At 68.9% G+C, this 22,563-nt stretch carries 24 protein-coding genes; 12 read left to right on the top strand and 12 right to left on the bottom strand.

Annotated features, from left to right (window positions below; translation table 11 throughout):
* Positions 1-31 precede the first annotated feature (31 nt).
* Entirely contained in the window at positions 32-499 is a 468-nt protein-coding gene (locus tag EXE51_RS16040; RefSeq protein WP_137693063.1) for a hypothetical protein, read from the top strand.
* 9 nt (positions 500-508) lie between these two features.
* On the opposite strand, the gene EXE51_RS16045 is transcribed toward EXE51_RS16040, so the two are convergent.
* Positions 509-1,522, bottom strand: a complete 1,014-nt coding sequence (locus EXE51_RS16045) for a lysylphosphatidylglycerol synthase transmembrane domain-containing protein (RefSeq protein WP_086216373.1) — start codon at positions 1,520-1,522, stop codon at positions 509-511.
* Between the two features lie 119 nt (positions 1,523-1,641).
* Between EXE51_RS16045 and EXE51_RS16050 the strand changes: the two genes are divergently transcribed.
* The 5 genes from EXE51_RS16050 (at position 1,642) to EXE51_RS16070 (ending at position 6,667) form a co-directional block, all read left to right on the top strand.
* Positions 1,642-2,508 carry a hypothetical protein gene (locus EXE51_RS16050; protein WP_049929532.1) on the top strand — a complete coding sequence of 289 codons (867 nt, stop codon included), beginning with the start codon at positions 1,642-1,644 and terminating at the stop codon, positions 2,506-2,508.
* 34 nt (positions 2,509-2,542) lie between these two features.
* The gene (locus tag EXE51_RS16055; RefSeq protein WP_049929531.1) at positions 2,543-3,577 is read left to right on the top strand and encodes a glycosyltransferase family 4 protein; all 1,035 of its coding nucleotides are present in this window, start codon (positions 2,543-2,545) and stop codon (positions 3,575-3,577) included.
* 88 nt (positions 3,578-3,665) lie between these two features.
* Complete coding sequence (proC, locus tag EXE51_RS16060; RefSeq protein WP_080508529.1) at positions 3,666-4,442, top strand: pyrroline-5-carboxylate reductase; 777 nt, start codon at positions 3,666-3,668, stop codon at positions 4,440-4,442.
* Positions 4,435-5,310 (top strand): glutamate 5-kinase, encoded by an 876-nt coding sequence (gene proB / locus EXE51_RS16065; RefSeq protein WP_086216369.1) that lies wholly within the window; start codon positions 4,435-4,437, stop codon positions 5,308-5,310. Before proC ends, proB begins: the two co-directional genes overlap by 8 nt.
* On the top strand, positions 5,294-6,667 hold the full coding sequence (locus EXE51_RS16070) for a glutamate-5-semialdehyde dehydrogenase (protein ID WP_086216368.1): 1,374 nt from the start codon (positions 5,294-5,296) through the stop codon (positions 6,665-6,667). The genes proB and EXE51_RS16070 overlap by 17 nt, the downstream gene beginning before the upstream one ends.
* A gap of 97 nt (positions 6,668-6,764) precedes the next feature.
* On the opposite strand, the gene EXE51_RS16075 is transcribed toward EXE51_RS16070, so the two are convergent.
* The 6 genes from EXE51_RS16075 to EXE51_RS16095 all read right to left on the bottom strand — a co-directional run bounded on the left by EXE51_RS16075 (position 6,765) and on the right by EXE51_RS16095 (position 11,293).
* Complete coding sequence (locus EXE51_RS16075; RefSeq protein ID WP_086216367.1) at positions 6,765-7,178, bottom strand: universal stress protein; 414 nt, start codon at positions 7,176-7,178, stop codon at positions 6,765-6,767.
* Positions 7,179-7,298: 120 nt separating this feature from the next.
* Positions 7,299-8,042: an SDR family NAD(P)-dependent oxidoreductase gene (locus EXE51_RS16080; protein ID WP_049929524.1), complete on the bottom strand. Its 744-nt coding sequence runs from the start codon at positions 8,040-8,042 to the stop codon at positions 7,299-7,301.
* Between the two features lie 122 nt (positions 8,043-8,164).
* Positions 8,165-8,305, bottom strand: coding sequence for a hypothetical protein (locus EXE51_RS17595; protein ID WP_155120025.1), 141 nt, complete (start codon positions 8,303-8,305; stop codon positions 8,165-8,167).
* Positions 8,306-8,441: 136 nt separating this feature from the next.
* Positions 8,442-8,927, bottom strand: coding sequence for a hypothetical protein (locus tag EXE51_RS16085; protein WP_086216366.1), 486 nt, complete (start codon positions 8,925-8,927; stop codon positions 8,442-8,444).
* A gap of 253 nt (positions 8,928-9,180) precedes the next feature.
* Positions 9,181-9,834: a TrkA family potassium uptake protein gene (locus EXE51_RS16090; RefSeq protein ID WP_049929522.1), complete on the bottom strand. Its 654-nt coding sequence runs from the start codon at positions 9,832-9,834 to the stop codon at positions 9,181-9,183.
* 4 nt (positions 9,835-9,838) lie between these two features.
* Complete coding sequence (locus tag EXE51_RS16095) at positions 9,839-11,293, bottom strand: APC family permease (protein WP_049929521.1); 1,455 nt, start codon at positions 11,291-11,293, stop codon at positions 9,839-9,841.
* Between the two features lie 202 nt (positions 11,294-11,495).
* Here EXE51_RS16095 and EXE51_RS16100 point away from each other — a divergent pair, with 202 nt between their 5' ends.
* From EXE51_RS16100 to EXE51_RS16125, 6 genes are all read left to right on the top strand, one after another.
* Positions 11,496-12,149 carry a TrkA family potassium uptake protein gene (locus EXE51_RS16100; RefSeq protein ID WP_137693064.1) on the top strand — a complete coding sequence of 218 codons (654 nt, stop codon included), beginning with the start codon at positions 11,496-11,498 and terminating at the stop codon, positions 12,147-12,149.
* A gap of 220 nt (positions 12,150-12,369) precedes the next feature.
* Positions 12,370-13,203 carry an MBL fold metallo-hydrolase gene (locus tag EXE51_RS16105; RefSeq protein WP_137693065.1) on the top strand — a complete coding sequence of 278 codons (834 nt, stop codon included), beginning with the start codon at positions 12,370-12,372 and terminating at the stop codon, positions 13,201-13,203.
* A gap of 93 nt (positions 13,204-13,296) precedes the next feature.
* On the top strand, positions 13,297-15,234 hold the full coding sequence (locus tag EXE51_RS16110) for an alanine-zipper protein (RefSeq protein WP_137693066.1): 1,938 nt from the start codon (positions 13,297-13,299) through the stop codon (positions 15,232-15,234).
* Positions 15,235-15,334: 100 nt separating this feature from the next.
* The gene (locus EXE51_RS16115; protein ID WP_089307629.1) at positions 15,335-16,240 is read left to right on the top strand and encodes a hypothetical protein; all 906 of its coding nucleotides are present in this window, start codon (positions 15,335-15,337) and stop codon (positions 16,238-16,240) included.
* 414 nt (positions 16,241-16,654) lie between these two features.
* Complete coding sequence (locus EXE51_RS16120) at positions 16,655-17,035, top strand: DUF5805 domain-containing protein (RefSeq protein WP_049929516.1); 381 nt, start codon at positions 16,655-16,657, stop codon at positions 17,033-17,035.
* The gene (locus EXE51_RS16125) at positions 17,028-18,062 is read left to right on the top strand and encodes a tyrosine-type recombinase/integrase (RefSeq protein ID WP_094553172.1); all 1,035 of its coding nucleotides are present in this window, start codon (positions 17,028-17,030) and stop codon (positions 18,060-18,062) included. Before EXE51_RS16120 ends, EXE51_RS16125 begins: the two co-directional genes overlap by 8 nt.
* Positions 18,063-18,840: 778 nt before the next feature.
* Here EXE51_RS16125 and ftsY read toward each other — a convergent pair.
* From ftsY to EXE51_RS16155, 5 genes are all read right to left on the bottom strand, one after another.
* On the bottom strand, positions 18,841-19,920 hold the full coding sequence (gene ftsY / locus EXE51_RS16135) for a signal recognition particle-docking protein FtsY (protein WP_086219602.1): 1,080 nt from the start codon (positions 19,918-19,920) through the stop codon (positions 18,841-18,843).
* 15 nt (positions 19,921-19,935) lie between these two features.
* On the bottom strand, positions 19,936-20,394 hold the full coding sequence (gene pfdA / locus EXE51_RS16140; protein WP_049929512.1) for a prefoldin subunit alpha: 459 nt from the start codon (positions 20,392-20,394) through the stop codon (positions 19,936-19,938).
* Complete coding sequence (gene rpl18a, locus EXE51_RS16145) at positions 20,394-20,570, bottom strand: 50S ribosomal protein L18Ae (protein WP_049929511.1); 177 nt, start codon at positions 20,568-20,570, stop codon at positions 20,394-20,396. Before rpl18a ends, pfdA begins: the two co-directional genes overlap by 1 nt.
* Positions 20,571-20,696: 126 nt before the next feature.
* Complete coding sequence (locus tag EXE51_RS16150; protein WP_137693067.1) at positions 20,697-21,512, bottom strand: ABC transporter permease subunit; 816 nt, start codon at positions 21,510-21,512, stop codon at positions 20,697-20,699.
* Positions 21,509-22,486, bottom strand: a complete 978-nt coding sequence (locus tag EXE51_RS16155) for an ABC transporter ATP-binding protein (RefSeq protein WP_094553166.1) — start codon at positions 22,484-22,486, stop codon at positions 21,509-21,511. Before EXE51_RS16155 ends, EXE51_RS16150 begins: the two co-directional genes overlap by 4 nt.
* Positions 22,487-22,563 lie beyond the last annotated feature (77 nt).

Raw genomic sequence — 22,563 nt, forward strand, 5'->3', positions numbered from 1 at the left:
CGTTTTTGTGCGCTCGCTCCGAGACCCCGATATGGTCTCCCGGACCCTCCTCCTCAGCACCGATCGGACGCCGAAACGCGCCTTCGGCGTCGTCGCGGCCGCGTTCGTCGCCGCCTCGCTCCTCGTCGTCCTCCCGTGGGAGCCGACGGGAGCCGCCGGACGCTATCCCCTCTGGGCGGCCCTCATCGCCGTCGCGGTCGGCGCAGCCGGGGACGCCGGACGACGTCGCGGCGGCCTCCTCGTGGGCTGGGGAGCCGTCTTCCTCGCGACCGTCTGGGTCTTCGTCGTCCCGCCGCTCGCTGCGCTCGCCCGCGGCGATACGCTCGGCGACGGCGGGTACGCGGTCCCGCGTCCGTCCGTCGTCGCTCTGCGTCCCCGCGCCGAACTGCTGACCGGGCTCCGGATCGGCCCGGTCGTCGCTCTCGTGGTCGCTCTCACGCTCGGGAGCGCGGCATTCGTCGCCGGCGCGGCGGTGCGCAGACGGACGGATCGGCCGTGACGACCCGCGCTACTCGAACGCCTTGACCCCGAGGGCGGAGGCCGACGCGCCGCCGATCACCATCGGGAGCCAGTAGACCGCGCCGCGGAAGACCAGGACCGCGGCGGTGATCGCGGACGCGGCGACCCCGGTCGTGGGCACGAGGAGGCCGACGAGCGCGGCCTCGATGCCGCCGAGTCCGCCCGGGAGCGGCGTCGCGCCCGCGACGTACGACAGCGGGACGACGAAGACGGGGATCAACGGCGAGACCGGGTGCCCGACCGCGGCGAACGCGACGGTGAGCGCGGCCGCCTGAAACAGCCACCCGACGAGCGAGAGGGCGACGATGCCGAGGAGCCGCCGCCGGTCCGTGCCGACGCGCTCGATGTCGGCGAAGAAGTTCCCCAGCCGGTCGGCGAGCCCCGCCTCGATCGTCTCGGCGTCGAAGCGCTCGAACCGCCCGAGGAACGGCCCGACGGCGCCGGGGACGCGGTCGACGACGGCGGTGCGGTAGCGCCAGATGAAGGCGATCGCCGTGACGATCGCGGCGATCAGGCCGACCGCGCTCGCGACGGCGAACCCGACGCGGTCGCCGACCGCGGTGGTGGCCGCGTACGACCCGACGCCGAGGAACACGAGCGAGACGGAGGGGACGACGTTGAGCACGTCGACGCTCGCGATGCCGACGAGCCCCGTCTCGTAGCGCGCCTCGCCCACCTTCGAGATGAGCGCGGCGGCGACCGGCTCGCCCCCGGCCTGCCCGAACGGGGTGACGTTGTTGGCGAACGCGGCGCCGCTGTACACGAGGAACGCGGTCGGGACGGACATCTCGACGTCGAGCGCGCCCAACACCGCGCGCAGCATGAGGCTCCACGCGGCGAGCCAGCAGAGCCCCAGTCCGGCGGCCGCGGCGACGAGCGCCGGGTCGGCGCGGACGAGCGCGTCGACGACGCGATCGACCCCGACGACGACGAAAAGCACCGCGAGGAGGAGGACCGCGCCGCCAGCCCCCAAGATTAGCGCGCGCCGTTGTGGGCCTTCCATAGACGGGGTGGGTCGGTAGCGAACTTGAAACGTCTGCTTCGCGGCCGCCGCGCGGCCCTCTCGACCCCGGAGGCGCCGAATGGGAATACATACGTACCGGCGGGCCGACGACTCACCCAATGGAAGATCAGCGGTTCCTCGAGTCGGACTGGGACTACTGTCTGGTGCTCGACGCGTGCCGGTACGACGTGTTCGCCGACGTGTACGACGAGTACCTCGACGGGACGCTCGAAAAGCGCGAGAGCGTCGGGTCGTCGACGCCGGAGTGGGCCTACCGCACGTTCACGGGCGAACACGACATCGCGTACTTCTCCGGGAACCCGTTCATCAACGACCTCGGGATCCCGCTGAACGAGCTCAAGTGGGGCGCCAGCTGCGACTACGAGTGGACCGCCTCCGAGCACATCAGCGACATCCACGACGTCTGGAAGACCCAGTGGGACGACGATCTCGGCACCGTCCCGCCGGAGGGGCTCACCCGGGCGTACCGGAACAACCTCGACGCGGTCGAGCGCGCCGACCGCACCGTCCTCCACTACATGCAGCCGCACGCTCCCTACCTCTCCCGCGGGAAGGGGCAGAAGCTCAAGCAGATCCAGAAGGGGATCAGAGAGCAGGGGGAAGAGGAGGCGAGCGACGGCGGCGACGACGACGGCGGACTGCTCTCCTCGCTCAGCGACACAGTCCGGCCGAAGATCGAGAGCCGGCTGGACGACAGCGAGTTCGCCCAGAAGGCGGGGCTGTGGCTCGAACTCGACCCGAAGGACCTCGTGACGGACGGCACGCGCGTGACCGCGCTGTCGATGTACGAGGAGAACCTCCGGATCGCCTTGGAGAGCGTCTCGGAGCTCGTCGAGGAACTCGACGGCGACGTCGTCGTCACCGCCGACCACGGCGAGGCGTTCGGCGAGGAGGGCGTCTGGGAACACCACATCGAGACGTACATCCCCGCGCTGATGGAGGTCCCGTGGCTGGAAGTCGAGTGATCGGCTCCAACCGGGTCCACCGCCGGTGTCTCCGATGAAGGTCAGCCACTACTTCGAGTTCGAGGAGCACGTCACCGGCGGGATGGCCGCGTCCGTCGACCACCAGCGCAAGATGTTCGACCGGGTCGGGATCGAGTACACCACGGAGCCGACGCTGGACGCCGACGTACTCCACCTCAATCTGATGGGCCCGCGCTCGGTCTGGTACGCGCGGCGCGCCCGGAAGGCGGGCGTGCCCGTCGTCGCGCACACCCACGTCACCGCCGAGGACTTCGGCGACAGCTTCCGGTTCACGAACGCGCTCGCGCGACCGCTGAAGCCGTACCTCCGGCGCGCGTACGGGCTCGCAGACCGGCTCGTCTGTCCCTCCGAGTACAACCGCGACGTGATCCGCGGGTACGCGGACGTGCCGACGACGGTCGTCTCGAACGGGGTTGACCGCGAGAAGCTCGACGGCTTCGAGTCGCTGGAAGCGGAGTACCGCGAGCGCTACGACCTCGACCCGCCGACGGTGTTCATGGTCGGCCACGTGATCAAGCGGAAGGGGTTAGAGACGTTCGTCGAGACGGCCCATCGGATGCCGGACGTCGACTTCGCGTGGTTCGGCCACGTCGACCGATCGCTGAAGGGCCGCGAGACGAAGCGGCTCATCGACGAGGCGCCGTCGAACTGTACGTTCACGGGGTTCGTCGACGACATCCGAGGCGCGTACGCCGCGGGCGACGTGTTCTGTTTCCCGACCCACGAGGAGAACGAGGGGATCGCGCTGCTGGAGGCGATGGCGGCCGGGAAACCCCTCGTCGTGCGCGACATCGAGACGTTCTCGTGGCTGGAAGACGGCGAGGAATGTCTGAAGGTGGGCAGCGAGGGCGGTGGAGACGGCGCCGCGAGCGCGGACGTCACCGACGCCCCCGGAGACAACGTCGAGGGCTTCGTCAACGCGCTAGACGAGCTCCGCGACGCCGACCGTCGGGCGGGACTCGGTGCCAACGCCGCGGCGCGAAGTGAGGAGTTCTCGCTCGACGCGATCGCCGACCGGTACCGCTCGCTGTACGCGGATCTCGTTTGAGCGGTCCGGAGCGGCCGATCGGCGGCCGTTCGCGGAAACTTGCGAAAACCGCAGTTGGTATGTCCTCCGGTCGACTCCGTAGAGCCAAATGACTCGTGTGAGCGTTATCGGCTGCGGGAACATGGGCGGCGCCCTGCTCAGGGGGCTTGCCCGCGCGGAGGGGTACCACCTCACGGCGATCGACCTCGACCCCGAGGCGCTCGCCGCGATCGAAGACGCCGTCGACGAGACGACCGAGGACGTGGCGGCGGCGCGCGACGCCGACATCGTCGTCCTCGCGGTGAAGCCCGACGTGGCGCCGGCGGTTCTCGACGACCTCGACCTCCGGGCGGACCAGCAGCTCGTGACGCTGGCGGCGGGGCTTCCCCGCGAGTTCGTCGCCGAGCGCACGGACGCGCCGGTCGTCAGGATCATGCCCAACCTCGCCGCCGAGACGGGCGACATGGCCGCGGCGGCGACGAACGCGGGCCTCACCGACGAGGTCCGCGAGATGCTCGACGCGGTCGGGGAGTTCGTCGAGGTCGACGAGTCGCTGATGCACGTCTCGACCGCCGTCAACGGCAGCGGCCCCGCGTTCGCCTTCTACCTGATCGACGCGATGAAGCAGGGCGGGATCGACAGCGGACTCGACCCCGAGCAGGCGGAGACGCTGGCCGCCCAGACGTTCAAGGGCGCCGCGGAGACGGTGTTGCGCGACGACCGCAGCGTCGACGAGCTGATCGACGCGGTCTGCTCGCCCAACGGGACGACGATCGAGGGGATGGACGTGCTCTGGGACAGCGACGCCGACGAGGCGGTCGAGGACGCCGTCGCGGCCGCGGAGCGTCGCTCCCGAGAGCTCGCCGAGGCCTTCGACGATGCCTGAGGACGCGAGCGTCGAGCGAGTCGGCACGGCAGACCCCGAGCGCGTTGAGGCCGCTCGGCGGGAGGCGGCCGGCGCGGACCGGGTGATCGTCAAGGCCGGAACGAACTCCCTGACCGACGCGGACTCCCGGCTCGACCGCGTGAAGCTCGACAAGCTCGTCGCCGACGTGATGGACCTCCGCGAGCGCGGCACCGAGGTCGTGTTGGTCTCCTCGGGGGCGGTCGGCGCCGGCACCGGACGGCTCGACGTGGGACCGGAGTCGCGCGACGGGGTCGACTCGATCGCCGAGAGCCAGGCGCTCTCGACGGTCGGACAGGGGCTGTTGATGCGCCACTACACGCAGAGCTTCGAGCGGTTCGACCAGGACGTGGCGCAGATCCTCGTGACGGGCACGGACCTCGACGCGCCGGAGCGGTTCGACAACTTCACCAACACCGTCGAGAAGCTGCTGTCGTGGGGCGTCGTCCCCGTGGTCAACGAGAACGACGCGGTGGCGACCGACGAGCTCCGGATCGGCGACAACGACATGCTGTCGGCGTCGATCGCGATCGGTCTCGACGCCGACCTCCTCGTGACGCTCACCGACGTCGACGGCGTCTACACCGGGAACCCGAAGCGCGACGCGGACGCCGAGCTGATCGAGGCGGTCGACGACGGCTACGAGCGGCTCCGCGAGATCGTCGGCGACGGCACCGCGACCGACTTCGGCGGGATCCGGACGAAAGTGGAGGGCGCCCACGACGTGAGCCGCAACGGGATCCCAGCGATCATCGCGGGCTCCGCCGAGCGCGACGTGTTAGCGCGGATCGTAGCGGGTAAGCCGACGGGCACGCTATTCGTGCCAGAGACTGGTGACGACGATGAGTGACACCGACACGGAACCGGACACCGACGTGGAGGCCGACACCGACGAGCTGGCCCGGCGGGCCGAACGCGCCGCGCTCCGGCTCGCGAACGCCGACGAGGCGACGCGGAACGAGGCGCTCCGGTCGATCGCCGACGCGATCCGCGAGCGCGAGTCCGAGATACTCGACGCGAACGCGGTCGACGTCGAGGAGGCGGAGCGGATGCTCGCCGAGGGGGAGTACACGCAGGCCTTAGTCGACCGCCTGAAGCTCGACGAGACGAAGATCGAGGAGATCGCCTCAATGGTCGAGTCGGTCGCCGCACAGGACGACCCGCTCGGGGAGACGCTCGCGGCGCGCGAGCTCGACGAGGACTTGGAGCTGTACCGGGTCGCCGTGCCGATCGGCGTCGTCGCGACCGTGTTCGAGTCGCGGCCCGACGCCCTGGTCCAGATCGCGGCGCTCGCGTTGAAGTCTGGCAACGCCGTCGTCCTCAAAGGAGGCAGCGAGGCCAGCGAGTCGAACCGCGTGCTGTACGAGGCGATCGTTGAGGCGACCGCCGACCTGCCCGACGGCTGGGCCGCGCTCATCGAGGCGCACGAGGAGGTCGACCGCCTGCTCGAACTCGACGACCGCGTCGACCTCGTCATGCCGCGCGGCTCCTCGGAGTTCGTCTCCTACATTCAGGAGAACACCCAGATCCCCGTGTTGGGACACACCGAGGGGATCTGCCACGTCTACGTCGACGAGGCGGCCGACTTGGAGATGGCCGAAGCCGTCGCCTTCGACGCGAAGGTCCAGTACCCGGCGGTGTGTAACGCCGTCGAGACGCTGCTCGTCCACGAGTCCGTCGCCGACGCGTTCCTCCCCGGTCTCGTCGAGCGGTACGAGGCGGCCGGCGTCGAGCTGCGCGGCGACCGGCGGACCCGCGAGGTCGTCGACATCGAGCCCGCGACCGACGACGACTGGGACACCGAGTACGGCGACCTCGAACTGTCGATCGCCGTCGTCGACGACGTGTACGCCGCGGTCGAACACGCCAACGACCACGGATCGAAACACACCGAGTCGGTCCTCACCGAGGACGCCGAGACGGCCGAGACGTTCATGACCGGCGTCGACGCCGCGAGCGTGTTCCACAACGCGTCGACGCGGTTCGCGGACGGCTACCGCTACGGGCTCGGCGCCGAGGTCGGCATCTCGACCGGCAAGATCCACGCCCGCGGGCCGGTTGGACTGGCGGGGCTCACCACGTACAAGTACTACCTTGAGGGCGACGGCCACCTCGTCGCGAGCTACAGCGGCGAGGACGCGGTCCCGTTCACGCACCGCGAGCTCGACGGTGCCGAGTGGACGCCGGGCTCGCTGTCGACGCGATAGCGACGGCGCCGATACCCCGTCGGTCGGATCGCCGCCAGTCGGTCGGCCCGTGACTGCGCGGACCGCGAGGGCCGGGCAGCCGACCCGTGCCAGTCGCTCACTCGCCCGTCGCGCCGGGGACGATCGTCACCGGCACCGATGCTCCCTCGGCGACGGCGAACGCGGTGTTCCCCTCTCGGAGCGACGCCAACTGGCCCTTCGACCGGTGCCCGATCACGATGTGCTCGACGGCGACGTCGTCCGACATATCGACGAGCTGTTTCCCGACCGCCGTTCCGGACCGAAGCCCGCTCCGGTCGAGATGTTCGAGCGTGACCGTCGTCCCCACGCCGATATCCTCGACGAACGACTCGATCTCGTCGCGGAAGCTCCGCTCCGCCCCAGACGCGCTCGCGTTGCTGATGACGTGGGCGACCGTCAGCGACTGACCGGTCGCCTGGGCCAGCCGCGCCGCGGTCTCGATCACCGCCTCGTAGCGGTCGTCGTCGCTGATGGCAGCGAGAATAGCCATACGCCTCTCACGTGTCAGATAATATTAACCGTTGCTCCGGTCGAGGTCGGTCGTCCGTTCGCCCCGCTCGTCGCCCGCCGGAGGCGCGGGCGCCACCGTGACGGGCCGGAGTCCTCCCAGTCAGGCGTCGAACTCCGGCAGTCGCCCGCCGTCGACGGCGACGTTCTCGCCGCTGACGTACGCGGCCGCGTCGCTCAGGAAGAACCGGAGCGGCGCGGCGACGTCCTCGAAGCCCGCCGGGCGGCCGCGGGGGAAGTCCTCGACGCCGGCCTCGGTGTTCGAGACGGCGAACGGCGAGACGGCGTTGACCGTGATCCCGTCGTCGCTGGTGTCCGCCGCCAGCATCCGCGTGAACATGAGCACGCCCGTCTTCGCGACGAAGTAGGGGAAGTTCACGGGGTGGGCGTGCATCCGGTCGCTGTCGGCGAAGCCGAGGTTCACGATTCGGCCCCACCCCTGGTCGCGCATGGCGGGCAGGGCCCGACGCGAGCAGAGCACCGTGCCGTAGAACGTCGTCTCGACCACGTTCCGCCACGACTCCCACTCGATGTCGCTCCAGTGGCGAGCGTCGAAGTCGCCGACGTTGTTGACGAGGATGTCGACCGACCCGACCTCGGCCTCCACCGTGTCGAACAGCTCGTCGACGGCGTCCGGGTCGGTGATGTCGGCTTGAGCGGTGACTGCGGTCCCGCCTCGCTCGCGGACCTCCTCGGCGGTGGCGGTCGCCGCCGCCTCGCTCTCGTTGTAGTGTACCACGACGTCGGCGCCGCAGTCGGCGATCGAAAGCAATAGCTCGCGGCCGACGCGCTTCGCGCTGCCGGTCACGAGGGCGGTCCGTCCGCTCAGGTCGGGGCGTAGCTCCATGCGGGATCCATGTACCGGATCGCTCCTAAGCGTTCCTCACGGATCGCGGCGTCGGCGGTCGGTGGTCGGCATCGCCTCGAAAAAGCAGTGGCGCGACGGCGACCGGCGAGTCGACCGCCGGGTTATTCGTCGTCGCCGCCGTCCGTGAGGATCTCGACGTCCGTCGCCTCGTCGGGTTCGGACAGCGACGGGTCTTCGGCGGTCTCCTCGGTCGTCGCCTCTTCGTCTCGCGTCCACTCTCGCGGAGTGCGTCCGTGACACATGGTACAGTATAGCATACTGATTGCGGAGGATTAAATCCTCGGTCGCGATCGGCCCGTATCGACCGCGAAAGGCCCTCGCAGCCGGCCGACCGCTCGTTACGCGACCGGTGCCGACGCGGGTCCGGCGGAGTGGCCGCTAGGGGGAGACCGGTGGTGGGAGGTCGACGAGCAGCGACACCGCGACGGCGACCGCCACTGGGGGCACGAGCAGGAGCGACGCGACCGTCTGCCACCACCGTCCCGGCGCGCGAAACCGACCCGCGTTCCGCGCCGCCACCGGGTTTGCCGCGACGGCCACGTCCCCGCCCGAGAGCGTGGCCCAGTACGCGATCAGCGGAAACAACGCGACCGCGAGCGGGGAGTCCGCCGGCAGCGCGGTCCCCACTCCGACGGCGACGGCGAGGTTGATCGGGAGCGGCGCGAGCGCGCAGACCCGAATGACGCTCGTCGACGTCGACGGCGGAATCGTCGCGTCGAACTGCCCCAGGGGAATCCCGCTCGCGTGTTCCGGGAGAAGCGTGATCTCGGGGGTCATGCCGGCCAGTCGCGCCACCGCCGCGTGCGCGAGCTCGTGCGGTCCGACGAGGATAGCGACGAGAGAACGTAGCGCACGGACTGCCATCGGACGCTCACTCGGCGTCCCGAACGGTCGTGTGACGGGCAGGTTCGGCCGGGTCGGTCGCGGCGTCGGCGGCCGCTCCGCCTGCTCCGAGGTCGTCGTCACGCATACAGCCTAGCAACGGTCAGACGGCGCTTCAATCCGTCGCCCACGCTGACAGCGACCCGAGAGGGCCGTCGCCGAAGCGACACACGCGCCGCCCGAACGTCCCCGTGGAGAGAGTGTCACTGGGAGCCGGCGTACACGTCGGTCCTGCTCACCCCTGAAGGAGGTTCATCACCTCGTCGGCCACGCCGGGCTCGACGGCGACGACGTAGCGCTTCCCCGGCGTGAGCGTCGTGTCGGGACGGGCGACCTGTTGGGCGTCCGCGGCGGAGACGACCAGGGTACCGTCCGGAAACCGGACCTGCGTGAGCGACTTCCCGGCGGCCGGCGCTCCCTCCGCGATGCGGACGAGCATGATGTCGAGGTCGCCCGTCACGTCCGTCAGCGCTTGGACGTCGTCACCGACGATCTCGTTCGCCGCTACGCGGGCACCTGCTCGCTCCGGGAACAACACCGCGTCGACGAACCGCGTGTACGCCTCGCCGGCGGCCCGGTCGATGCGAGCCACCGTCCGAGTCCCCGGAGAGAGCTCCCTGGCGGCCAGACAGACCGCGAGGTTGAGCCCCGTCTCCCCGGTGAGCGCCGCGACGACGTCCGCCCGTTCGACGCCGGCCTGCTCGATGATGTCGGGGTTCGTCGCGTCGCCGCGGATCACCGTGGCGACGTACTCGTCTGCGATCTCGGAGACGACGTCTTCGTCCCGCTCGACGATCGTCACCTCGTGGCCGTGGTCTGCGAGTAACTCAGCCGTTTGGAAGCCGACACGTCCGCCGCCCGCGATCACGATGTCGAGTGAACTCGTCATGGATTCAGTCCTCCGTCTCCGGAATGGCTGTCGCGTCTGCCGCCGCCGAGTCCGCGTCCGGTTCCGCCCGCAGTCTGTTGAGCGCGAGATACGCGGCGCCGCCGAGCAGGATCCACGCCGCGCTGAGCGCTAGCGCCAACGGGTCCGTCCGCAGCAGGTACTCCACGAGCACCCCGGTCAAGACCAGGTTGAGCGCGATGCCGATCAGCGGCGGGGCCGGATAGAACGGCATCTCGTATGGACGGTTCATGTCGGGTCGCTCGCGTCGCAGCCTGATCGCGGCGACGTTGACGATGACGAACGAGAGCAGGAAGAAGAGGCTCGACATGTTCCCCGCGCTCTGCGTCGGCAGCGCGACGGAGCCCAACATGACCACGGCGCTCGCGAGGATCGCGACGAACGGCGTCCCGTATCGGTGGTGGATCTGGCCGAACGAGGGGAGCAACTGCCCTTCGCGTCCCATCGAGAACGCGACCCGCGAAGAGGCGATCACGACTGCGTTTAGCGCCGTCAGCGTCGAGAACACGGCGCCGAAGACGACCAGCGCGCCGCCGTTCCGGATGATCGGGAGCCCGGTCGGCATGAACGAGGTCGCCGCCGTGGCGATCCCGGCCTCCCCCGCCTCCGCGAGCCCCTCTGCCCCGAGCGTTCCGACGGCGACGGTGACCACGGCCAGGTAGACGACCACGGTCACGGCGAGGCTCACAAAGATCGCCTTCGGAATGTTCTCCCGGGGATTCTTGACCTCCTCCGTGACGGTCGTGATGAGGTCGTACCCCTCGAAGGCGATGAACGTGAGCCCCATCGCCGGTAGGACCGCTCCCGCTCCGCCGCCCGCGGGGAACAGCGGCTGGAACTCGGCGCCCGAGAACATCGGCGACGCCAGCCCGAAGGCGACGAACACCACGAGGATGCTCACCTTGATTATCGTGAACACCGTCTCTGCCTTCCCGCTGGCGGCCGTTGAGACGGCGTTGAGCGCCACCAACACGAAGACGGCGACGAACGCCAGCAGGAAGCCCGGGCTGACCTGCGCGCCGACGACGGGAAGGATGACGTCACCGACCTCCTCCGGCGGAGCGACGGCCCCGTAGACGTGGAGCAGTTCGAGGAAGTTCGGAGCGAATCCCAGCGCGTAGAGTGCCCCGGCGATCATGTACGCGAACCAGAGCATCCAGCCCATGATGAACGACGAGAGGTCGTCGAATATCTCCCGGACGAACGCGTACCCGCCGCCGCTCTTCGGGATCGAGCTGGCGAGTTCGGCGTACGACAGGCCGGTGAACGCGGTGACGACCCCGTTGAGCGCGAAGACGACGATCGCCGCCGGCCCGGCGATTTCCGCGGCCAGTCCGGTCAGTACGAAGATGCCGGCACCGATCATCGCCCCCATGCCGATCATCGTCGCGTCGAGCAGTCCGAGCTCGGCTTCCGGAGAACGAGTCTCGCTTCCGCTCATCGGTCGTGAAAGCCGATTCCCGTATCGTCCATCGTACGCCCCGAAACTGGTACTCTCGTCACTTTATACCCCGGGTGAATTCGGGAGTCGCGGAATCGTGGCGGGGCCTGATACGCCCGCCCGGCGGCAGCGCGCTGGTAGTTGTTCCAGAGGGCCGGAATCCGGCCCGGATTAAAGCCGTCGGAAGCCGAGGGACGACACGATGACCCAGTCAAAGCGATTCGTCATCGCCGGCGGCGGGCGAGTCGGACTCCAGACTGCGGAGAACCTCACCGAACAGGGCCACGAGGTGCTGCTGATCGAGGTGGACGCGGACCGCGTCGAGAAGCTGTCCGACGCGTACCTTGGCCCCGTGATCCACGGCGACGCCACCGAACAGTCGATCCTCAGGCAGGCGGACCTCCGAAACGCCGACGCTATCGCGGCGCTGACCGACGAGACGGAGACGAACACGGAGATCTGTATGACCGCGCACCACCTCGCGCCGGCTATCCGGACCCTGGCCAGGTCGGAGTCGCGGACCGAACAGGAACACGGCGAGGTCGTCGACGCCACGCTGCTACCGCAGTCGCTCGGCGGCGACCACGCGGCCGATATGCTCACCGGCGAAGAGATCCGAACGCTCGTGTTCCCCACCGCCGACCTCGACATCATCGAGGTGACCGTCTCCAAGTCCGCCCCCGTCGCGGGACGCCGGCTCGACGAGATCGCCCTTCCGGCCGGGAGTCTCCTCATCTCCACGTCGGACCGAGAGTCGCTCGCCGGTCCCGACACGCTGCTGGAACCGTCACAACAGTATATCCTCGCCGTCGAGTCGGACGTCGTCGACGAGGTCGTCAAACTCTTTCGCGGGTGACCTCGCCCGACGGCCGCGACCGCCGTCGCGACCGCTCAGGGCCCGTTCGTGACTGGGTGTTTCTCGTCGCTCGTCGACTAGATTCGATATAGCGATATGTAATTTACGAGTTCCGTCTCAAACGACATTCCGGCTTCGCGCATCCGACAAATTTGGACGCACCCGAGCGAATCCGACCCACTCCGGAATTATTACCCCCGGCGCTCACGCAACACGGGGTATGACCGACTCCGACTGGGGCGACTGGCTGCCGCGCGCGGTCGCGGAAGCCGACCCCGACACGGTGGCGCTGTGGTACCTGGGCTGTAACGGCTTCGCGATCAAGGGGAGCGAGGGGACCGTCCTCTGGATCGACCCGTACGTGGGCACGGGCGACCCGCCGCGGACGGTACGGATGATCCCGATTCCCTTCGACCCCGAGGACGTCGAAGTCGCGGACGCGGTGTTGGCCACCCACGAGCACACGGATCACGTTCACGGGCCCTCGCAGGCGCCGATCCTCGCCAACGCGGACGCTGACCTCGTCGCGCCCGACGACTCGCTCGCGGTCGCGCGCGAGGAGGAGCGGTGGACCGACGAGTACGCGATCGACGACGCCCAGTTCACCGAGGTGACGGAGGGCGACGAGCTGCGGATCGGCGAGTTCACCGTTCACGTCGTCGAGACCCGCGACGCGGACGCCACGCATCCGGTGGGTTACGTGATCGAACACGACGCCGGGACGGTGTTCCACGCCGGGGACAGCAAGCCGTCGCCGACGTTCGAGGGGCTCGCGGAGCGGTTCGACATCGACCTCGGCATCCTGGCGTTCGGCTCGGAGGGCACGATACCGGACAAGGAGACGGGCGAACCGGTTCAGACGAAGTGGTACAGCGACGAGAACGAGATCGCGACGGCCGCGAACGACCTCGGCCTCGACCGCCTCGTCCCGACCCATTGGGACATGTGGAAGGGGCTGACCGCCGACCCGACCGCGCTCCACGACCACGTGCGGAGCTACGAGTCTCCGGATCGGCTGGAGATCGTGGAGATCGGCGATCGAATAGACCTGTAGACGGGAGCTGAGCGGCCGTTTTCGCGGCGTATCGGTTATCACCGGCGAAACCCGGCCCGTGGAATTTAAGCCCCTGCTCCGGGACCGTGGAGTATGAGCGAACGGACGGCGGAGGCGGCCACGACCGTCGACGAGGACGGCATCCGCGTCGAGAAATCCTTCACGGACGACGCGTTCCCCGTGCCGGCGGTGATGTACACCCTCTCCTCACACCGTGAGGACCCCGTACGGGTGCGTATCGTCGACCGGATCCCGGAGTCGTTCCCGATGGACCGAGTGGGGTTCCACCCGGAGTACGAGAGCGAGAACTGGACCGCGTACAAGGACCACCGCGTGGAGTTCGAACGGGTGATAGACCCCGACGAGACCGTCGAGACGGTGTTCGGGATCCGCGACGACGACCCCGACCTCGACGGGTTCCTCGGCACGCCGGTGATCGAACACGTGCCGGTCGGCGAGGAGATCGAAGACGTCCTCGGCGCCGGCGACACGGACGCCGTCCGAGAGGTGCTCTCCGGCGACCGCGCGACGCTCCCCGGAATGGCGGAAGAGGACGAACTGTTGGCGGGAGACCCCGCGGAGTCCGGTGAGGGCGCCTCGGCCCGCGATCCCGGCCCGGAACCCGCGGCGGAACCGGAACCGGAGGCAGAGAGCGCCACGGAAGCCGCCGCCGGCCGCGAAACCGAGGCCGATCCTGAGCCCGACACCCCCGAGCCGCGAACGGTCGCCGACGACGGGACGGCCGCGGTGTCCCCACATGAGGGGGAATCGGTCGGCGCCGCGGTCGAACCCGAGGCCGGAGCCGAAGAGACAACCCCTGCCGATGAGCCCGACGAAACGCCCGAAACAGACGACACAGCCGCCGAGTCGGCCGTCGAAGACGAGCCGGAAGTCGCCGACGAAGACGGAACGGAAGCCGACGAAGACGGAACGGAAGCCGACGAAGACGGAACGGAAGCCGACGAACTCGACGGAACGGAAGCCGACGAACTCGACGGAACCGACGAAGCCGGCGTACCCGACGAAGCCGACGAGACGGACGAGGCGAGTCTTCCGGGTGAAGGCGGCCTCGCGGCCGCGTTAGCGGCCGAGATCCGCACCGGAGCGGCCGACGAGGAGGACATCGAGACCATCGAGAGGGCGTTCGACGCGAGCGTGCCGCGCAGCGTCGACGTGCGGATCGCTCGACTCCAGTCGAGCGTGGCCGACATCGAGGCGTACGCCGACGCGCTCGCGGAGTTCATCGACGGCGAGGGGACCGCCCGAGAGATCCTCGACGGGATCGACGAGCGTGTGGACGCCGTCGAGTCCGAGGTCGACGCCCTTGACGATCGCCTCGACGACGCGGAAGACGATCGCGAGGAGATCGAGTCGGACGTCGCCCGCGTCGACTCCGCGGTCGCGTCGACCTCCGACGCGGTCGATGCGGTCGACGAGCGCGTGGAGACTGTCGAGACCGACCTCGATGCGGTCGAAGACGACGTGCGCGGCGTGGAAGACGACGTACAGGCGGTCGAAGACGACGTTCGCAGCGTGGAAGGTGACGTGCGCGGCGTGGAGGACGAGGTCGCGTCCGTCGAGGAAACCGTCGAGTCGGTCCGAGACGGCGTCGCGGCCGTCGAGAGCGACGTCGAGGACCTCGCCGACGACGTCGACCGGGTGGAGGGGACGGCGGACGCCGCCGCGGAGACGGTCGACGACCTGGGCGACGACGTGGAGACGCTGTACGAGGAGGTCGACAGGGCGGCCGAACGGGCCGAGAACGCCGAAGAGCGGGCCGAAAGCGCCGAGGACCGCGCGGCCGGCGTCGCGGAGCGCGTCGACGACGTGGAGTCCGGACTCGACCGCTTCGACGAGGAATTCGACGACCTGTGGGACGACCTCGCGGAGGTGGACAGCCGGCTCACCGACATCGAGGACCGGCTCGGAGAGGACCTCGACGACGTTGCCGCCGAGCTAGATGAGATCAACGACCACCTCGACGAGCTCGACGAGTTCCGTACCCGGCTCAACGAGGCGTTCGGCCCGTAGTCGCTCCGTTTCGACGATCGAGCGGCGACACCGAACGCCGTCGGCGGCACCCCGGTTGAAAAACGCAACCCGTTTTACGCGCGCGGTCGCAGATGGGGCAATGACAGACCCGGTCCCGGTCGCCGTGCCCCGGAAGGGGCGCCCGCTCGAAGCGGTCTTAGAGCGGATCGCGACCGTCGCGAGCGACGACCGCCTCGACCGGCTCGCGGACGGCGTGAGCAACACGCTCCGATACGAGAAGGCCGTCACGAAGGGGTCGGTCGACGCCGACGAGGGCCCGTACGAGCGGCTCGCGGAGTACTCTGACCCGACGACGGCGGCCGAACCGGAGTACACGCTGCTGCGCGACGACCGGGACGGCAAGCCGCGGCGAATCGTGTTCGACGCCGCCACAGTGGATCTCGGCGACGTGACGGTCAAGCTCGTCGGCCGCGAGGAACCGTTCCGTGCGCTCCGAACCCACGAGTTCGCGCTCGGATTCGACTCCGCCGACCTCGTCTTAGAGGAGGTCGTCGGGATCCGAGGGGGCGGACTCGGCGACATCTCGGACATCAACGACCGGATCGACCCGGTCGACACCGACGTGCGCGTGGTGACCGGTCTCGGTGACACGGTGTACCACACGCTGATGGGACGCGAGGACCGACGCAGACCGGGAGAGACGTACGACCGCGCGTATCTGGCCGACTACGAGGGGTCACTGTGTATCTCGCCGCGGTACGAGCGCCTCGTCACTGCCGTGTTAGGGACCGACGCGCTCGACGGGGTGGAGTTCGTCTACCCGGAGGCCGACGAGGAGGAGGAGGCGGCGATAGCCAGGGTCGGTCTCGGCGTCTACCTCACCGTCACCGGCTCGACGGCGCGCGAACACGGACTCGCCGTCGGGGAACACCTCTTCCCGAGCGAGACGGTCCTGATGCGTAACGCGGCCGAGACCGACGATTCGGTCTCCCGCGTCCTCCGGGCGCTCGAACGAGAGGCGGCCGACTCGGAGATCCGCGTCTGATACCAGGGATAGTATAGCGGCATGAGATGTACGCGTTCGAGTCGGGACGACGTCCGGCGCCGATGTGTCCCGTTTCGAACCGGCACCCGCCGAGTACTATCGCCAGTTACCCCAGCGTTCTCGCACTACGACTCTCGTCGCCGCACCGAACGGCTCGCGCAGAGCGGGGAAAGCGATTGGGCCGACGGACGACATCCGGGGCCGATCAGATTCACATTGCCGTCCGTTGGGCATCGCGTATCTCAATCGAATATCTTGGATTGTATAACTAGTGGTTGGAACTAATGGTACTAGAGAGTTGGATAATAAACTCAATCCGGCCAAAATGTGGTCCTGCTCACTGAGGTAAGTGACCTTATCCAGAAATCTAGGATAGATTGAAGTCACGGCAGCGAGAACGGTCGTCCGAGAACGATGGGAGGCGATCGACAGTCGGTGAAGACGTACGTGCCGACGGAACAGAAGGACGTGTGGCGCGACCACGCCGACGAGCTCGACATGTCGCTGAGCGAGTTCGTCAGGACGATGGTTCAGGCCGGGCGGAGGGGGTTCGCGCCGACCGGATCGGAAGGTCGGGAGGAGCCCCCTTCCGAGCCCGCCGACCCCGGGGGTAGCGACCTCGAAAAGCGCGTCCACGCGGCTCTCGAATCGGGGCCCCGCTCGTGGGACGAACTCGTCCAAGCGGTGGTCGGCGACGTGGAGGACGAGCTGGAGGAGACCCTCGACGAGCTACAGGAGCGCAATCGGATCCGGTACAGCGGCCGAGAAGGGGGGTACGTGTTGACCGATGAGTAGCGCGAGAGCGTCTCCGGACCCCGACGACCCCGTCGGCTACTTCCTCGAAGACCTCACCTACCACGGAAAGACGGACCGGACCAGGGCGGCGTACGAGCGCGTCCTCCGGCGGTTCGAGGCGTTCTTGGACGACGTTGATCCGGAGGCCGCGACGCACCGCGACTGTATGGCGTTCGTCCACTCGCTGCGGGGCGACGTCGCCGACAGCACGGTCGCGACGTACGCGGCGTACCTCCACCGGTTTTACGGGTACATGACGGAGGTGGAGGCCTTCGACGGTAACCCGATGACGCTGGTGATGGAGGAAATGGACGAGACCGTCGATAAGGACCCGGCCCGCCGCGACGTCTCGGTCCCGGCGATGCGCTCGTTCGTCGCCGGAATCCGGCACCCGCTCCACCGCGCGCTGGTGGTGACGCTCCTCAAGACCGGCATGCGGGTCGGCGAGCTGTGTAACCTCGACCTGCGAGACCTGTCGGTCAGCGACCCGGACCTCCTCAACGCGGCGTACTCGCTCGGGGGACGCCCGGCGCTGTCCGAACGGCCGGACTCGATTTTCGTGACCGCCGAGGCGACCGTCGGCGAGGAGCTGAACGGGGAGGTGCGAACGGCCGCGAACAAACGGAAGCGCGGGACGGTGATCCCGGTCGACGACGAACTCCGCAGAGCGCTGAAGGCGTGGCTCGCGGTGCGTCCGGACTCGCCGTCGCCGGCTGAGCCGCTGTTCGTCGGCACCGCGGAGGGATGGGGGGAACGATTGGAACCGCAGGCGGTCAGACACGTCGTCGAGCGGCACGCCCGCGAGGAGGGGTGGTACCGGACCGGCGGCGGCGCCGACGAGAACGTCACGCCCCACTACTTCCGCCACTTCTTCACGACGCACCTCCGCGACAGAACCGGCGACCGCGGAGTGGTGAAGTACCTCCGCGGCGATGTCGCCGACGACGTGATCGACACGTACACGCACAACTGGGGGGATCAGGTCCGGGAGGTTTACGAGGCGAACGTCTACCGACTCTTCGCGTGAGAGTGGTTCCAATTTCGTCGTCCCAGTAGCGACTCGTTTCGTTCGAGCACAGCCACGTAAATCGTATGTGGCTATATCCAAACTGTGGGGCCGGTCGCGAAGATACCGGGGTGGTCGCACACGAGCACGGTGGGCTGAACCCTTCCGAAAATAGTCGACGGCGCGGCCGGCCGCTCGAACGGTCCGCGTGTCGACTGACGGCGGAGCACCGTGTCACTCACATGTCGGAAGACGGTGAAGCAACGGCGATGGCGCTCCTGAGAGTGCCGCCCTCACCGGCCTGTCTGTCCTCGCCGGGACGGCGGTCACCACCTTCCTCTGTGTCGGACCCCGGTGGCTGTCCCGCGCGGCGAACGGCTTCGGCGACCGCTCTCGCGACGTAGCCTCGTGCCTCGCGGCGGCGCCGGCGGACCGCGAGCCGGTACCCGGCTCCGGCGAGCGGTACGGCTGGGGGCTCGCGGAAGGGACCGGCGCGGCCGCGGCGCTCGGGGAGCGCGCCCGCGACCGGGGCGGCGACGTAGCCGCCGAGCGATTCCGCGAGCGGCGCAACCGGTTCGTCGACTGCGTCGACACGTACCGCGGCCCGGCCGGGCCTTGGTACGAGAAGCTCTCGCCCGCGGGGAGCGGCGGCGGCCCCGTACCGCCGGAGCCGCCGGGCGTCGAACCAGACTACCACCCCGCGAGCGCCCACTTCGAGAGCTGGCGCTCCGGGGTGCGGTGAGCGCGGAGAACGGCTCAGGCGACCGAAAGGAAAGAGTGGGCGCGGTCCGCCCGACGGTCACTCCTCGTCGAGGAGGCTCTCGACGAGAGCCTCAGGGTCGAATCGCGTGATGTCGTCGTACCCCTGCCCGGTTCCGAGGAAGAGGATCGGTTTCCCGGTGACGTACGCGACCGAAATGGCGGCGCCACCGGAGGAGTCGGCGTCGGCCTTCGTCAAGATTGCGCCGTCGATCGCGGCGGCGTCGTTGAACTCTTTCGCGCGGTTGACCGCGTCCTGCCCCGCGACGGCCTCGTCGACGAACAGCGTCATGTCCGGGTCGACGACGCGGTCGATCTTCTCCAGTTGCGCCATTAGGTCGTCGCTCGTGTGGAGCCGCCCCGCCGTGTCGCCGAGGACGACGTCGACGTCGTTCGCCTCGGCGTACTCGACGCCGTCGTAGATGACGGCCGCCGGATCGCCGCCCTGGTCGTGGCTGATCAGGTCGCGGCCGAGCCGGTCGGCGTGTTCGCGGATCTGCTCGTTCGCGCCCGCGCGGTACGTGTCGCCGTTCGCGAGGACGGATGAGTAGCCTCGGTCACCGAGCCACTCGGAGAGCTTCGCGATGCTCGTCGTCTTCCCGACGCCGTTGACGCCGGTGAAGACGATGGTGACGGGTTTGTCGGCCTCGGCGATCCGCTCTTCGAAGTCGAACTGTCCGACGGCGATGACGTCGAGGAGGGCGTCGTGGAGCGCAGACTCGACGAGTTCGCCGGTCGTCTCGACCTGCTTGCGGGACTCGCCGAGCATGCTCTCGCGGACGCTGTCGAGGATCTGCTCGGCGACGCTCATCTCCACGTCGCTCTCGAGCAGCGCCATCTCGAGGTTCCACAGCGGCTCCTCGAGGTCTTCCTCCTCGATGATGATGCGCCCGGTCGCGAACGCCTTCGCGCGCTGGAAGGTACTCGGCTCGTCGTCGTTCGACGACTCGTCCGAACCGCCCGCGTCGCCGTCGACCGCCGAAGGGGATTCCGCGGTCGCGTCGGCGCCGCTCTCGGCGGTCGTCGCTTCCTCGGGCGGGGCCTCATCCTCCTCGGCCTCCGTCGACTCCTCGACGTCCTCGCGGAAGCCGGAGAGCTTGTCTTTCAGTCCGTCGAACACGGTATAGTCTCCGTCTTACTCCCCGTCGCCTTCCTCGGCCTGCTGCATCTGCTGCATCTGCTGTTGCTGCATCTGCTGTTGCATCTGCTGGGCCTGCTGTTCGAGCTCGTCGCTCTCGGACTCCAGCTCGTCGACCTCCTCCTGCGTCTCCTCGATCCGGTCGTCGAGCGCCTCCTGCTTGCGCCGGAGGACGTCGATCGCGTCGCCCTGCTCCTGCTCCGCGGAGTAGTTCCCGCCGAGCGAGACGATGACCTCGTCGATGTCTTGGACCTCCGCGCGGAGGTAGGCGCCGCCGCCGAGCGGGACCTGAACGGTCGCGCCCGTGTCGAGGGTCTTGATGGCCTCGACGGCGTCGTCGATGTCGGCCTTCTCCTCGCGGTAGTCGGCGATTTCGCCTTCGAGGGCCTCGATCTCCTCGTCGAGCGCCTGGATCTCCTGTGAGAGCTGCTGGAGCTGCTGTTGTCCGCCGCCCATCATGCCTCGGACACCTCCTCGATCTCGATCTGGGTGCGCTTCCGGTTGTGCTGGCTCCCGACCGTGGTGTAGATCCGCTCGCGGGCGAGGTCCTCGTTCTCCGCCTCGATGTCCTTCGTGAACGGCTGGTCGCCGTCTCGGCTCTGGAACCGTCCACTCACCGTGTAGGTACTCATGTTCCCCGATCCGGCAGGGACAGGGAAGTATCTTCCTAAAAGGCGACAGGCGGCCGCGTCATCGCGGACCGCCCGCGACGACGGCCGTCACGGCGTCGCGTCACGGAAATCGTGTGCCGAGGGAGGTCATCCCGAGAGGTCCGCGCGGCGGAATCGGACGATAGCGATCGCGAGGAGGACGGCCGTCGCGGCGAGCAGGACTGCGGCGCCCGTGAGGTCGTACTCGCCCAACACCAACACCGCGGAGGGGTCGTAGTGGGCCGTCGGGCTGACGTTCCCGGCCGCGGCGTAGTCGGTGCTGGCGACGAGGGAGTCGAACATGAACAGCGCGAACAGTCCCCCGAGCGCGACCCGCTGAGCGACCCCCGGCCGCGAGAGCAGCGTCGAGACGGCGATACCCGCCGCGACGCACGCCACGTGATACGGCACCGCGAGCGCGTGGACCGCCGCGAGGCGTTCGACCGCGATCGTCTCGCCGACCGCGACGACGCCGACGTACGCGACGACCGGCAGCACGACGTTGAGGAGGACGACGAGCGGAACCAGTCCGAGAAACCGACCGATCACGACGTCACGTCGCGCGACGGGCGCCGACAGCGTCAGGTCCATGCGACCGGAGGCGATGTCCCCCGCTATCGTCCCGCCGGCGAGGTACGCCAGGTACAGCCCGACCAGCAGGAGCCAGGCGAACTGGTAGAACTCAACCGCGAGGAAGCCCTCGACAGATGAGATGGCGATGATCCCGAACGCCTCCCGGACCGCGGGCGGGAACGCCTCGACGTACGCGTCGAGGTCGACGTCCGCGGTCGCCAGAGACGGGAAGAACGCGAGGAACACCAACAGGAACGAGGAGAGCAGGCCAGTCAGCACGACCGTTCCGCGGGCCCGGCCGGCGGCGTCGTACCGTGCGATCGCGAGCCACGGGGTCGCGCGGTCGCTCATCGCTCGTCACCCCCCGATTCGGCGGTCGGATCCGCGTGCGCTCCGCGGTTGGTCGACGCCTCGGCCTCCTGACGCTCGCCGCCGCCGATCGGTCCCGGAACGTCGCCGTCGTAGAACGTCATGAACGCCTCTTCGAGCGGCGCATCGACGACGTCGAGGTCGAGGACGGTGTACCTCGAGAGCAGGTCGACCAGCGCGTCGTACTCGCCGGTCCACGTGAACGAGACGGTCTCCCCGACGCGCAGATTCATGATCCCGCGGAGCTCGAAGTCGCCGCGATCGACGTCTTCGGCGACGCGGATCCGCACCTGCTTGCCGCCGCGAGAGCGGAGGTCTGCGACCGACTCGACCGCGACGAGGTGCCCCTCTCGGAGGACGCCGACGCGATCGCACAACGCCGCCACCTCGCCCAGCACGTGGGAGGAAAGGAGGACGCTCGCCCCGTCGCCGACGCGCTCGCGGACGAGGCCCGCGAACTCCTCTTGAAGCAGCGGATCGAGTCCGGAGGTCGGCTCGTCGAGCAACAGGAGTTCCGGGTCGTGCATGAACGCGGCCACCAGCGCGACCTTCTGCCGGTTTCCCCGGGAGAGGTCGCCGATGCGGCGCGACTCGTCGAGCCCGAAGCGTTCGACGAGGCGGTCGCGGCTCGACTCCCCGCGGAGCGCCGCTTGGTGGTCTAAGAACGCGCCGGCCGTACGGTCGCGGTCGAGCCCCGGATCCCCGGGGAGGTACCCGATCCGCTCGCGTGCGCGACGCGACGCGACCGGGTCCGTGGCGTCGCGCCCGAGGAGCGTCGCGCCGCCGTCCGTCGGCGACAGGAACCCCAACAGCGTGCGGATCGCGGTCGTCTTCCCCGCGCCGTTCGGGCCGAGGAAGCCGAACACCTCGCCGTCCTCGACGGTGAAGGAGATGTCTTCGATCCCCCGGACGTCGCCGTAGTACTTGGAGAGGCCGCGGCACTCGATAGCGGGCATACCGTCCTCAACTCCGCTGTAGCTCTTAAATGTGGGAGTGAGGTTCGCGAAGCGAAGCGGGGGCGGCGACGAGGGGG

Origin of the sequence: Halorubrum sp. CGM5_25_10-8B, from assembly GCF_005435095.1 — an archaeon.
Taxonomy (GTDB): Archaea; Halobacteriota; Halobacteria; order Halobacteriales; family Haloferacaceae; genus Halorubrum; species Halorubrum ezzemoulense.

Excerpts from the sequence above, each read along its gene's own strand:
- EXE51_RS16150 (WP_137693067.1), bottom strand. The coding sequence starts at position 21,512 with ATGAGCGACCGCGCGACCCCGTGGCTCGCGATCGCACGGTACGACGCC.
- EXE51_RS16095 (WP_049929521.1), bottom strand. The coding sequence starts at position 11,293 with ATGAGCGGAAGCGAGACTCGTTCTCCGGAAGCCGAGCTCGGACTGCTC.
- pfdA (WP_049929512.1), bottom strand. The coding sequence starts at position 20,394 with ATGGGCGGCGGACAACAGCAGCTCCAGCAGCTCTCACAGGAGATCCAG.
- EXE51_RS16085 (WP_086216366.1), bottom strand. The coding sequence starts at position 8,927 with ATGGCAGTCCGTGCGCTACGTTCTCTCGTCGCTATCCTCGTCGGACCG.
- EXE51_RS16155 (WP_094553166.1), bottom strand. The coding sequence starts at position 22,486 with ATGCCCGCTATCGAGTGCCGCGGCCTCTCCAAGTACTACGGCGACGTC.
- EXE51_RS17595 (WP_155120025.1), bottom strand. The coding sequence starts at position 8,305 with ATGTGTCACGGACGCACTCCGCGAGAGTGGACGCGAGACGAAGAGGCG.
- EXE51_RS16110 (WP_137693066.1), top strand. The coding sequence starts at position 13,297 with ATGAGCGAACGGACGGCGGAGGCGGCCACGACCGTCGACGAGGACGGC.
- EXE51_RS16050 (WP_049929532.1), top strand. The coding sequence starts at position 1,642 with ATGGAAGATCAGCGGTTCCTCGAGTCGGACTGGGACTACTGTCTGGTG.
- EXE51_RS16055 (WP_049929531.1), top strand. The coding sequence starts at position 2,543 with ATGAAGGTCAGCCACTACTTCGAGTTCGAGGAGCACGTCACCGGCGGG.
- EXE51_RS16075 (WP_086216367.1), bottom strand. The coding sequence starts at position 7,178 with ATGGCTATTCTCGCTGCCATCAGCGACGACGACCGCTACGAGGCGGTG.
- EXE51_RS16115 (WP_089307629.1), top strand. The coding sequence starts at position 15,335 with ATGACAGACCCGGTCCCGGTCGCCGTGCCCCGGAAGGGGCGCCCGCTC.
- EXE51_RS16040 (WP_137693063.1), top strand. The coding sequence starts at position 32 with ATGGTCTCCCGGACCCTCCTCCTCAGCACCGATCGGACGCCGAAACGC.
- EXE51_RS16080 (WP_049929524.1), bottom strand. The coding sequence starts at position 8,042 with ATGGAGCTACGCCCCGACCTGAGCGGACGGACCGCCCTCGTGACCGGC.
- EXE51_RS16120 (WP_049929516.1), top strand. The coding sequence starts at position 16,655 with ATGGGAGGCGATCGACAGTCGGTGAAGACGTACGTGCCGACGGAACAG.
- rpl18a (WP_049929511.1), bottom strand. The coding sequence starts at position 20,570 with ATGAGTACCTACACGGTGAGTGGACGGTTCCAGAGCCGAGACGGCGAC.
- EXE51_RS16105 (WP_137693065.1), top strand. The coding sequence starts at position 12,370 with ATGACCGACTCCGACTGGGGCGACTGGCTGCCGCGCGCGGTCGCGGAA.
- EXE51_RS16125 (WP_094553172.1), top strand. The coding sequence starts at position 17,028 with ATGAGTAGCGCGAGAGCGTCTCCGGACCCCGACGACCCCGTCGGCTAC.
- proB (WP_086216369.1), top strand. The coding sequence starts at position 4,435 with ATGCCTGAGGACGCGAGCGTCGAGCGAGTCGGCACGGCAGACCCCGAG.
- EXE51_RS16045 (WP_086216373.1), bottom strand. The coding sequence starts at position 1,522 with ATGGAAGGCCCACAACGGCGCGCGCTAATCTTGGGGGCTGGCGGCGCG.
- EXE51_RS16100 (WP_137693064.1), top strand. The coding sequence starts at position 11,496 with ATGACCCAGTCAAAGCGATTCGTCATCGCCGGCGGCGGGCGAGTCGGA.
- EXE51_RS16090 (WP_049929522.1), bottom strand. The coding sequence starts at position 9,834 with ATGACGAGTTCACTCGACATCGTGATCGCGGGCGGCGGACGTGTCGGC.
- proC (WP_080508529.1), top strand. The coding sequence starts at position 3,666 with ATGACTCGTGTGAGCGTTATCGGCTGCGGGAACATGGGCGGCGCCCTG.